The organism is uncultured Oribacterium sp. (assembly GCF_902481605.1).
In the GTDB taxonomy this organism is placed as follows: Bacteria; Bacillota; Clostridia; order Lachnospirales; family Lachnospiraceae; genus Oribacterium; species Oribacterium sinus.
The window spans coordinates 1-10251 of the sequence record NZ_CABSXI010000076.1 but is presented as its reverse complement, the minus strand read 5'-3'; the positions used below and the strand labels follow the sequence as shown (position 1 = coordinate 10251).

15 protein-coding genes and 3 tRNA genes are annotated in these 10251 nt (G+C 40.6%); 11 read left to right on the top strand and 7 right to left on the bottom strand.

What is annotated here, in order from left to right; translation table 11 throughout:
* Positions 1-156: 156 nt before the first annotated feature.
* Complete coding sequence (locus RDQ32_RS09915) at positions 157-1422, top strand: replication-associated recombination protein A (RefSeq protein WP_308580315.1); 1266 nt, start codon at positions 157-159, stop codon at positions 1420-1422.
* Positions 1423-1751: 329 nt separating this feature from the next.
* On the top strand, positions 1752-2606 hold the full coding sequence (locus RDQ32_RS09910; protein ID WP_308580314.1) for a hypothetical protein: 855 nt from the start codon (positions 1752-1754) through the stop codon (positions 2604-2606).
* Between the two features lie 132 nt (positions 2607-2738).
* Here the strand turns inward: RDQ32_RS09910 and RDQ32_RS09905 are convergent, their stop codons facing one another.
* From RDQ32_RS09905 to RDQ32_RS09895, 3 genes are read right to left on the bottom strand one after another with little or no spacing between them, the layout of a single operon-like run.
* Positions 2739-2951 carry a hypothetical protein gene (locus tag RDQ32_RS09905; RefSeq protein ID WP_308580313.1) on the bottom strand — a complete coding sequence of 71 codons (213 nt, stop codon included), beginning with the start codon at positions 2949-2951 and terminating at the stop codon, positions 2739-2741.
* 17 nt (positions 2952-2968) lie between these two features.
* Entirely contained in the window at positions 2969-3415 is a 447-nt protein-coding gene (gene dtd / locus RDQ32_RS09900; RefSeq protein WP_308580312.1) for a D-aminoacyl-tRNA deacylase, read from the bottom strand.
* A 19-nt stretch (positions 3416-3434) separates the two neighbouring features.
* A complete protein-coding gene (locus RDQ32_RS09895) occupies positions 3435-3611 on the bottom strand; it encodes a DUF4250 domain-containing protein (protein WP_308580311.1) in 177 nt (58 codons plus the stop codon).
* A 220-nt stretch (positions 3612-3831) separates the two neighbouring features.
* Here RDQ32_RS09895 and RDQ32_RS09890 point away from each other — a divergent pair, with 220 nt between their 5' ends.
* The 8 genes from RDQ32_RS09890 to RDQ32_RS09855 all read left to right on the top strand — a co-directional run bounded on the left by RDQ32_RS09890 (position 3832) and on the right by RDQ32_RS09855 (position 7450).
* Complete coding sequence (locus tag RDQ32_RS09890; RefSeq protein WP_007158253.1) at positions 3832-4134, top strand: hypothetical protein; 303 nt, start codon at positions 3832-3834, stop codon at positions 4132-4134.
* Complete coding sequence (locus RDQ32_RS09885; RefSeq protein ID WP_007158252.1) at positions 4112-4435, top strand: type II toxin-antitoxin system RelE/ParE family toxin; 324 nt, start codon at positions 4112-4114, stop codon at positions 4433-4435. Before RDQ32_RS09890 ends, RDQ32_RS09885 begins: the two co-directional genes overlap by 23 nt.
* Before the next feature lie 102 nt (positions 4436-4537).
* Positions 4538-5227: a helix-turn-helix domain-containing protein gene (locus tag RDQ32_RS09880; protein ID WP_007158251.1), complete on the top strand. Its 690-nt coding sequence runs from the start codon at positions 4538-4540 to the stop codon at positions 5225-5227.
* 259 nt (positions 5228-5486) lie between these two features.
* Positions 5487-6764, top strand: coding sequence for a DUF4143 domain-containing protein (locus RDQ32_RS09875; protein ID WP_308580310.1), 1278 nt, complete (start codon positions 5487-5489; stop codon positions 6762-6764).
* 86 nt (positions 6765-6850) lie between these two features.
* Positions 6851-6921 (top strand) — tRNA-Gly (locus RDQ32_RS09870).
* A 6-nt stretch (positions 6922-6927) separates the two neighbouring features.
* Positions 6928-7000: transfer RNA gene (locus RDQ32_RS09865), tRNA-Phe, on the top strand.
* 12 nt (positions 7001-7012) lie between these two features.
* Positions 7013-7084: transfer RNA gene (locus RDQ32_RS09860), tRNA-Gly, on the top strand.
* 126 nt (positions 7085-7210) lie between these two features.
* A complete protein-coding gene (locus tag RDQ32_RS09855; RefSeq protein WP_308580309.1) occupies positions 7211-7450 on the top strand; it encodes a DUF2442 domain-containing protein in 240 nt (79 codons plus the stop codon).
* Here the strand turns inward: RDQ32_RS09855 and RDQ32_RS09850 are convergent.
* Entirely contained in the window at positions 7440-7718 is a 279-nt protein-coding gene (locus tag RDQ32_RS09850; protein ID WP_308580307.1) for a type II toxin-antitoxin system HicB family antitoxin, read from the bottom strand. The two genes, RDQ32_RS09855 and RDQ32_RS09850, sit on opposite strands and share 11 nt — an antisense overlap.
* 438 nt (positions 7719-8156) lie before the next feature.
* Between RDQ32_RS09850 and RDQ32_RS09845 the strand changes: the two genes are divergently transcribed.
* Positions 8157-8489, top strand: a complete 333-nt coding sequence (locus RDQ32_RS09845; protein ID WP_308580306.1) for a hypothetical protein — start codon at positions 8157-8159, stop codon at positions 8487-8489.
* 105 nt (positions 8490-8594) lie between these two features.
* On the opposite strand, the gene RDQ32_RS09840 is transcribed toward RDQ32_RS09845, so the two are convergent.
* From RDQ32_RS09840 to RDQ32_RS09830, 3 genes are read right to left on the bottom strand one after another with little or no spacing between them, the layout of a single operon-like run.
* On the bottom strand, positions 8595-9461 hold the full coding sequence (locus RDQ32_RS09840; protein ID WP_308580305.1) for a HipA domain-containing protein: 867 nt from the start codon (positions 9459-9461) through the stop codon (positions 8595-8597).
* Complete coding sequence (locus RDQ32_RS09835; RefSeq protein WP_007158246.1) at positions 9451-9684, bottom strand: hypothetical protein; 234 nt, start codon at positions 9682-9684, stop codon at positions 9451-9453. The genes RDQ32_RS09840 and RDQ32_RS09835 overlap by 11 nt, the downstream gene beginning before the upstream one ends.
* 33 nt (positions 9685-9717) lie before the next feature.
* Positions 9718-10020: a hypothetical protein gene (locus RDQ32_RS09830; RefSeq protein WP_308580304.1), complete on the bottom strand. Its 303-nt coding sequence runs from the start codon at positions 10018-10020 to the stop codon at positions 9718-9720.
* Positions 10021-10251 lie beyond the last annotated feature (231 nt).

Here is a 10251-nt window from a genome sequence, read left to right as displayed (position 1 = left end):
ACGGACTCAGACTACCCCGCATTCAGACCTATATTGCCGAAAATCCTTTATAATTTTGATTTTTACAGTCTCCATTAAAGTAGCTTTAAATAAAGAAGTACAATATCATAGCAGTTTGCTCCAACTGCATTACGTTTCAAAAAAGAAAGGAAAAGCATGGATATCTTTAGCTACCAGGCAGAGAAAAATAAAGAGAAGATGGCTCCTTTAGCCGCCAGAATGCGGCCAAGAAGCTTGGAGGAGGTGGTGGGGCAGGAGCATATTTTGGGAAAAGATAAGCTCTTATCCCGTCTGATTCGTTCAGACCAGCTGCATTCCCTTCTTTTCTTTGGACCTCCCGGAACGGGAAAGACTTCTTTAGCGAAGGTAATTGCCAACAGTAGCAAGGCGGATTTTATCCCCATCAATGCCACCACCGCCGGAAAGAAGGACATGGAAGAGGCGGTGGCAAGAGCCAAGGAAAACATGGGAGGCTACGGCAGGAAAACCATTTTGTTTGTAGACGAGATTCATCGCTTCAACAAGGCCCAGCAGGATTATCTCCTGCCTCATGTGGAGGAGGGCACCATCATTTTGATCGGGGCGACCACGGAGAATCCCTACTTTGAGGTGAATACCGCCCTGCTTTCCCGCTCCCAGCTTTTCGAATTGCATTCTTTAAAGAAGGAAGATATTGTAAAGCTATTGCAAACGGCGACACAGGATAAGACTCGAGGTATGGGAAATTATAATGCGGTGCTGGAGGAAGAGGCCTGCGAGTTTTTGGCAGAGCATGCCTTCGGAGATGCCAGAGTTGCTTTAAATGCTTTAGAGCTTGCCATTCTCAGTACCAATCCTTCTGCAAACGGCGAAATCCGCATCACCAAGGAGGTGGTGGCGGAGTGTATGCAGGAGAAGATTCTTCGTTATGACGGGGAGTCGGAGCATTACGACACCATTTCCGCCTTTATCAAGTCCATGCGGGGATCGGACCCTCAGGCGGCGGTGTATTATCTTTCGAAAATGCTGCAATCCGGAGAGGATATTCGTTTTATCGCCAGACGAATCATGATTTGCGCGGCGGAGGATGTGGGAAATGCGGATCCTCAGGCCTTGGTTTTGGCTACCAGTGCCAGCCTTGCGGTGGAGAGAATCGGCATGCCGGAGGCTCAGATCATTTTGTCCCAAGCCTGTACCTATGTGGCTTCCGCCAAGAAGTCCAATGCCTGTGTAAAGGCCATTATGTCCGCAAACGAAGTGGTTCGGGAAAAAGGGAATTTGCCTATTCCTTCTTATTTAAGGGATGCCCACTACGCAGGGCATGAGCAGCTGGGACGGGGCATAGGTTATAAATATCCCCACGACTATCCGGGACATTATGTGGAACAACAGTATTTGCCTACAGAGATTAAGGATATGATTTTCTACGAGATGGAAGAATAGTCTTACATATAAGGAAGAAATCTGCATAAGGAAGAAATCCGGAACAGATTTTCCTCCGTTAAGGAGAAGCGGATAGCCCTGCACATCAGAAAGATAAGGGATAAGCGGGATAGCTCTGCACGTCAGAAAGCGAAGGGATAAGCTTTAGAAAAATCATGAAAAAGAGGAGGAATTCCCTGTATTTTCTTCGTATTCTTTAAGAAATAAGACAGAAAAAGGCAATACTATATTCCCATCTATCTGTTAGTATGAAAATGTTCCCAAAGGCGGAACAGTAGACATTTCTGCATTTGACCGTAAAGAAGCGGAAATACAGTAGGAGGACAATTATGAAAAAAGCGATTTTGATTACCATGGCAGGACTTATGATTTTTGCAGCAGGCTGTGGAAAGAAGGCAAGCCAGGAATCAAAGGCTGCAGCAGAGGAGCCCAGCTCTGAAGCATTGTCGGAGAATAGTCTTAGTGCCAAGGTACAGAAGATTGAAGATGGAAAGTTAACGGTAGAAACCGGAGAAGGAAAGGTTTACACCTTTGACAGCAAGGGCGCGAAGCTGGATCCTACCTGGGACCTTATGGCAGGAGACGAGGTGGAGATTGGCTATGAGGGCACAGAGTCTCAGGACGGCATGACGATTAAAACGGTAACGGTATCCGTTCCTTACGAGTTTACTACAGAGGATTTCAATGACGAGTCCAATCTTTACGGCGAAATCACCGCAGTGGACGACAAGAGCATTACCGTAAAGGAAATTCCCGACTTCCGTGAGGCGGCTACCCAGGGAGAGGATACAGAAGGCAAGAAGTACGGCGACACCTACGTTTTCCAAAGACCGGCATTTGAGTTGGATCTTACCAAGGAAGGTTTGGGCGTCGGCAAGGAAATCAGCATTTACTACTTAGGAGATGTGAAGAACAATCCGTTAGCTTTCTACACCATTACCGAGGATGCGCTGGAAGAGGAAGAGGCCAACAACCTTCAGATTAAGGGAACCATCGAGAAGGTAGACGGGGACATCGTTACCTTAAAGTGTGATGACAGCCACAGCTTCCGTTTCACCACAGACGGTAATGCGGAGGTGAACAAGGCCGCTACGGAAAATGTTGGAAAGACCGTTGTGGTAACCTACAGCACCTCTCTTCGTGCCAGAGTCTCTGTAGCAGAGGGAATCAAGGCGGCAGAGTAAGGATTGGGGCTGTGTGAAAGGGTTTTAAAAATGTTTAAAGCCCGGTCGAAAGAGACTGAAAAATAAAATTTAGACATGAAAATGAAAAAGGCAGCCGGAGAGAAGCAGAATTCTCTCCGGCTGCTTTTATGTTTATTCAAATACATCCTCATAGCTTTGAAATTCCGCTTTACCTTCAGCCACCAGCTGTGCTTCATGAAGCATTGCTTTTATACCATTTGGAATTTCATTTTTTATGGCATAAAATCGTTTTTCAAGCTCTTCTCCCGTGAAACCCTGTCGAAGTAAGTCGTCAAGAATTTCTTTGGAGAAATCCCAATTATCCTCAATTTGCAAAGTATTCATAAGGAACTCCTTTTAGGCTATTGTGCTTCGCTATCATACATAATGGTAAATGGACCATCATTGATTAAAGCAACCTGCATATCCGCGCCGAACTGTCCATGGGCAAGAGGCATTCCCTGCTCTTCAGCCTTTTTACAAAAATATTCATATAAGGCATTGGCATGGTCGGGCGCTCCTGCATTAATAAAGCTGGGGCGGTTTCCCCGGCGAGTATCCGCATAGAGGGTAAACTGGCTCACCACCAATAGAGAGCCGGAAACATCCCGAATGGAAAGATTAGTTTTTCCATTTTCATCCTCAAAAAGACGGGCATCCAAAACCTTCTTCAACATCTTATCTGCCACTTCCTCTGTATCGGTCTGGCTTACCCCAAGCAGAATTAGATAGCCCTTCTCAATGGCTCCTATAATATTTCCTGAAACGGAAACGCTGGCTTCTTTCACTCTTTGTACTAAACAACGCATAAAACCTCCTTAGGCTATCTTAACGAAATTGCTTCTGGCTTTCTTGATATTCAAAGCCCGCCGCCTGTAATTTTTGGCAAAGCTCTTCTTTATTCAGCTGTAAATCCAAGCACAAATCTTCTAAGCTATTGTATTCATCCCTTAATTTCAGATTGATGAAACTAAGCAAGATAAAAGGATCCTTGGGGATATCCATGACTGCTCCTTTCTTTTGGGAGGGAAAATGCTTCCCTGATAAACGAAGACTATCATAGCATAAAAGAGAGGGAAGGGGATAAAGGATTTATTATGTTAATTATAAAATTAAAAACTAATATGATGCTGAATATAACATTAAATTAGACATGTAATATATTGTTTGATTCAATAATTAATATTATACTATATATGAATATAAAGCAAAAAGGAGAAGGATTATGCCAAATATAAAGCCGATTTCTGATTTAAGGAACTATGCTTCTGTATTAGAGACTGTTGAAGTTGGGAAACCATTGTATTTAACTAAAAATGGACGGGGCATGTATACCGTTATGGATATGAAAGAGCAGGAAGAACAGCAAAAAAAAGCTGAGCTTTATGATCAAATGCAAACGAAATTAGAGCTAATGCATGCGCTAATGGAAGGAAAAATATCCGGAGAAAGAGAAGGTTGGGTTTCTGCTGAAGAAGCAAAGGAGATGCTGAGGAGAGGTAGAGATGCAAAGGATTCTTCGCTATAGTAAAAAGGCAATCAAAGATATACAGGCAATAGGGGATTATATTGAGTTTGAATTGTGCAATCCAAGTGCAGCAGCGCAGATTGTTCAGGGAATAACGAAGAAAATAGACAACTTATTACTGTTTCCGGAAATTGGAAGTAAGGTGGATTTTGGATATGAGATGGAATATATTTTTCGCTATGTAAAATATAACAACTATATGGCATTTTATCATTTGGAAAAGGAGATTATATATATTGATAGAGTAATGTATGCAAAAAGGGAGTATATTCCGATACTGTCTAAGTATAATTCTACGTAGAAAGAAATAAACTATCGAAATTCGTCATACCTAATTCTACAAAATCCATCTATGCTTTCCTCATAAGCAAAGTTAACTGATACGAGAAAATGAGGAAAGACCATGGGCACAGGCAAGGGAAATGAGAACATTCCTTGGATTTATAGAGGCATAGATTTTCAGACTTTGGGAAAACAAATCAAAAAATATCGTGTGTTAAGAGGGCTTCGACAAAGCGATTTGGCGGAGCTCATTTTTAGTACGACAAACACCATTTCCAGGATAGAAATAGGCGGAATCGGATGCAGTCTGGAGAATCTTTTGCGCATTGCTGATGCCCTGCAGGTAAGTCCGGATGCCCTGCTCTTTGGGAATTTCAATCCCATGTACAGCCGTTTTTATCCCTATTTTTGGGACATGAAGGAAGAGATTTTGCGGAAAATGGAGGAGAACCTTTCAGAGATTTTCAAGGAAATATCTTCAAAGGAACAACTAACTTTTGTGGAAAGAGATTTTCAGAAATGGCTGAAAATGACGAAGCAGAGTAGGGAGGAAATGGAGGCGCAGGCGAAGGAGCAGTCGGAAGAAGAGCTTCGCTATTCGGTAGAGGATTATTTATTTTCTGCTACTAAAGTGGCCGATCCGGAAGAAAAAGTGGTGGAAGAGAATCCGGAGGAGGAGAAAAAGACCAAAGCCCAGCTTCGGAAAGAAGAAAGAGCAAGACAACGGGAAAGTGCAAGAAAGGAAAAGCAGCTTGCCCAGGAAGAACAAAGGCAGAGAGTGCGGAAAGAAGCGGGGCGGAAAAAGAAGTAGTATAGGAAATCCATAGAGTTGGAAATGCGAAATATATCGAACTTGTTACATGGTGTTGAACTGGAAGTTCAAAATCTCTCGAGTTGAAAAAGTGAAATCTATCGAACTGGAAATTAAAAATCCATCGAATTGTAAATCCAAAATCTGTCGAATTAGAAATCCAAAATCTATCGAGTTGTAAATGTCAAATCTATCGAGTTGAAATTTACAAATCTCTCGAATTGAACTATAATCTCAAGAGAAATTGTGGAGGTAGAGCATGAGGAGAGACTTATATCAGGCGAGAATTATTGATGATTCTGTAGAGACTTATTTAAAGACTTTTGGTGCGGTATGCATCGAAGGTCCGAAGTGGTGCGGAAAAACCTGGACTTCTGCCTACCATAGTCGAAGTGAGTTTTACTTGGCAGACCCTACAGGAAATTTTCAAAATAGAAAGCTGGCGGAACTGGATCCGTCTCTTGTTTTAGCGGGAGAAGCTCCTCGCTTGTTGGACGAATGGCAGGAGGTTCCCTCCCTTTGGGATGCAGTTCGTTTTGCAGTGGATTTATCAAAGGAAAAGGGAAGATTTATTTTGACTGGTTCTGCAACCCCGAATCAAAAGGGTATCCTGCATAGTGGGGCAGGACGAATTGCACGCCTGAGAATGCGACCGATGTCTTTATTTGAAAGCGGAAAATCCAGCGGAAAAGTTTCCTTAAAGGGCATTTGCTCCGGAAGTTTGGATTCTCAACTTACAGGAGAAGTGCAGCTTAGTGATTTGATTGACTATATTATTCGTGGTGGTTGGCCGAATAACCAGGATTTGCCCTTGGAGCAAGCCGCTTTGCTGCCGAAGGAGTATATTTCTGCAATTCTAAATGATGATATAGAGCGTATAGACGGAGTAAAAAGAGACCGACACAAGATGGAATTGCTCCTTCGTTCTCTTGCCAGAAATGAAGCCACCACGGTGAGCAACAAAAAGCTGAAGGACGACATCAAAGACATTGACCATGAAGACATTGTGGTAGAGACTGTTGCAACCTATTTGGACATTTTAAACAGGCTCTTTCTGATTGATAATCAAAAACCTTATGGTGCAGAATTACGTTCAACAATACGGGTAAAGCAGGCGGCAAAACGGCATTTGGCTGACCCTTCTTTGGCATGCGCCTTACTCAATGCAAGTCCGGAAATGTTGAAAAATGATTTAAATACCTTGGGATTTTTATTTGAGGCTCTGTGTGAGAGAGACTTGAAGATCTATGCCGAGTCCTTTGGTGCTTCTTTATATCATTATCAGGATTATCGAAATCGGGAAATAGATGCGGTTATTGTCACCCCTGAGGGAGAATGGTGTGGAATCGAAATCAAGCTGGGAGCGAATCAAATCGATGAAGCAGCCCAAAATCTCTTGAAGATTAAAGAGGAAATTTCGACGGAAAATAAGGGAAAAGAGCCTAAAAGTCTCTGTGTGGTTTGCGGCCTTAGCAATGCCGCTTATCAAAGAGAAGATGGGGTATTTGTGGTGCCCTTAACAGCGCTGGGAGTTTGATTTTAGGTTTTTTCAAAAATTTGTTGACAAGAAGCTATCCATGTTGTAATATACCATTCGTGCCTTGAAAATTTTAAAGGTTATATGCGGGTGTAGTTCAATGGTAGAATGTCAGCCTTCCAAGCTGAACACGTGGGTTCGATTCCCATCACCCGCTTTTTTTGCCCAGATAGCTCAGTCGGTAGAGCAGAGGACTGAAAATCCTCGTGTCACTGGTTCGATTCCGGTTCTGGGCATTTGCCACACATGCGCGAGTGGTAGAGTGGTACTATGTCTCCTTGCCAAGGAGAAGGTCGCGGGTTCGATTCCCGTCTCGCGCTCTCGAAGATAAAAAAGAAGCCTGATTTCACAGGCTTCTTTTCTTTATGATGACCTTTTGGCTAACTGGGATTTACTGGAGAAGGGCGAAAAAACTTTTACTATTGAGCCTTTTAAATAGGGGGGATATGTTACAGCCAGAATTATTGAGCGTTTCTCCTAAGGACGACTATAAGCTTTTGCTTTTATACGAAAATGGGGAAAAGAAAATCTTTGATGTCTCGCCATACATAAGCGGGGTGTGGTATGGGGAATTAAAAGACCTTGAAACATTTAAAAAAGTAAGGGTTGCAAACCATTCCGTAGAGTGGGAAGGTGGCCAAGATATCGCACCGCATGAATTGTATAACAATTCCATCAGTGTATAAAAATGTTTTGCTTTCTATAACTATCTGTATCACAAGCAATAAAGTTTTGAAATTCTCCATCTTCTAAGCTTAGCTTTTTAGAGGGAGTCGGAATAGGAGTACTATTGTTTTCATAACTTACTAATGTCATAGCTAGAACATCCTCAGCCATATAAAGAGCATCTCCTAAATCATCTCCACAAGTGTAACAGTTTTCTAAGTCAGGAAAGTTTACGGTAAATTGTCCATTTTCTTCAGGTGTAAAAACTGCAGGATAAACGTATTTCATTTTCGGCCTCCTTTTAACCAGATAATATACACGCATTAAGCACGTGTGTAAAGAATGGAACCAAATAGAGATTGCTTGCTGGCTGGAGACATAGGGACTACGAAGAGCAATAAAAAAGCTAGGATTCATGCTGTTTTTCGCATAAAACCTAGCTTTTAATGTTTAAAGAATTTCGTAGGAATGGCCATAGTCTCTCATAGCAATTTGTTTCGCTTCCTGCGTATTTTTTGCTTCTATTCTGAGAATAGTAACTTTTCCCGTCTGACGGTCTTTGGCTTTAACATGAACTACAATTTTTTAAGTCCTCCTTTCTTTTTTAGACCAGTATATATAGTCAAGGAGGAAAATGCTTAGGACCGATTTTGCTTATTCATATAGAATTTTTGTATCAATTAACGTAGAATAGAACCAAAGAGATATAGATTTTGGAGGTATTTTATGATTCAGTTATGCATATACTTTACGATATACCTTATTATAGTTTTAATTCCTTACTTCTTTTTATCTGATTTAGCAATGTATTTATTTGGAATTGCACTACCACAACCATCTATGGGATTTTTGTTCTTGAGTTTTTTGTTCTTTCCCGTCATTTTAAAGCTGCTAAAAATCTCCTTTAAAATATTATCTGTAGCCTGTGCTTTGATTGTAGGGCTTTTTGTTGCAATTCTTACATCCCCCTTGAAAAGCATAGAGGATTCAAGGGAAGAGAAGGAAGCTGTAAATGAAACAGCCATTCCCATGGAAAATGATACTTCTCTGGCAGAATAGAAATTAGCTATCTATATTGTTATATAAAGTCTTTTCTGCCAAATAAATTATGCTTGCTGGTAACAGGTAGGAAAAATAGAAGTCTTCAAGAGAGCGCTTAATTTATTAACATCTTTCTATTGCGCTATCCAGTATCTTTGCTTTTCTCTGTGCCAACATAGTTCGATAAAAATCTTTTTGAATACCTGAAATATACGGGGTGCTCTCAATAATAGCATTAATTTTATCCATATCGATTCTAGGACAAATTCGTTTAAGCGCCTTTAAACAGGCAATATTATCAGTAGTATTTAGAAATTCAAAATAATTAATCTTTCTATCCTTATACTGAATTGCTGAACTTGGAAAAACATAAATTCTATCGTTCATTTCCCTTTCCGAGGAAAGGATATTTTTCATGCCGGCTTCAGTGAGATTAGGATATAAGGAAGAGCCACAGTCATACACGGGAGCTAAGTGTATGATCCCTTTCGACTTGTTAATAAGAAATCCCCAATTCCCATTATGCCTGTCAACATTTCCAATGAAAGCATCTACAATGAACATATCCCAAAAACGTTCTTCAAGCAGTTTGCCGGATATGACTTTTTGTGTTTGTATAGTTTCTAAAATACCATCTAATTCAGTATTGTATCCACTCTCTGTATTACTGAGAATAGAATTTTTGAGGGAAGCAAAATCCTTTAATACAGAGCCATCATCGGTAAAATCTTTGCAGGCTACGGCAAGCTTATCTTTATATGTTCCAAGAATGGTTTTCTGGGTATCTATCCCTATGCTTTCATAGATATGGCAAGAAAGATATTCATTGATAGAACTATTATCATTATCCTGCTTCAAGCTGTTTCTAACGAAGGAAGGGAGCTTCAGCATATAGCTTTCATTATCATATTGAATGCCTATTTTCTTCCCATTTGCACCTCCATACCAAAGAAGTTTATTTACCGGGCAATCCGTAAAATCAATCGACATGCTCGTCGTCCTCCAAATTGATGCCTAAGTATTTTTTTCGTAAAAATCTTGCCTGTTCATCAGATATTACATAACTGTATAGGGCAGAATTTATAGATCCGTAGACTTCTCCCCAAAGACAATCCAGGAGACTTGAATTTTCTTCTACTCCTTTTATGTATGCTTCTATATCATTTCGCAAGTATCTTGGAAGGGTCATTTCCCAAATTTCTTCTTTTGTCATGCAGCCTCCTTTTAAAACAATGTACTTAAAAGGTTAATTTATCGGTGTACGGATTTCCTTCAATATATCCTCGTTTTCACTTGGGTTTTCTTCATCAATCCATTTCCAAGAAATCACATAGTCTAAAAAATCGGACTGTTTTTCCAATGCAAGCATTCCCAGTTGTAAGCAGCTGAAAAGATTATCCTCTCCTCTATAAATAAGGCGATAAGGCATCTTGCTTGTATTTTCCACTTTTCCGGCTCTATTATCAAAAGCCTTGTTTGCTATTTCAACTAATGAGTTTAAAATATCTTGCGGCGTATCTTTCCGAATATCCATCAGGCTTTGAAACATTATTTTTCCTTTCTATATGCTCTTTCCCTATAGTGAAAATGGAAATTATAGAGCATAACTTCTATAATTCCCATTTTTTGAATTTTAACGAGATATTGCTGGCAAAGTATACGGTATCTCGTTATGGGCTTTCATATTAATTAGTATAAACAGGATCATAATCAGCAGGCACCGGAGCAACGATACTCACAAAGACAATATCTTCCGTTCCAGTATTTTTTGCACCATGAC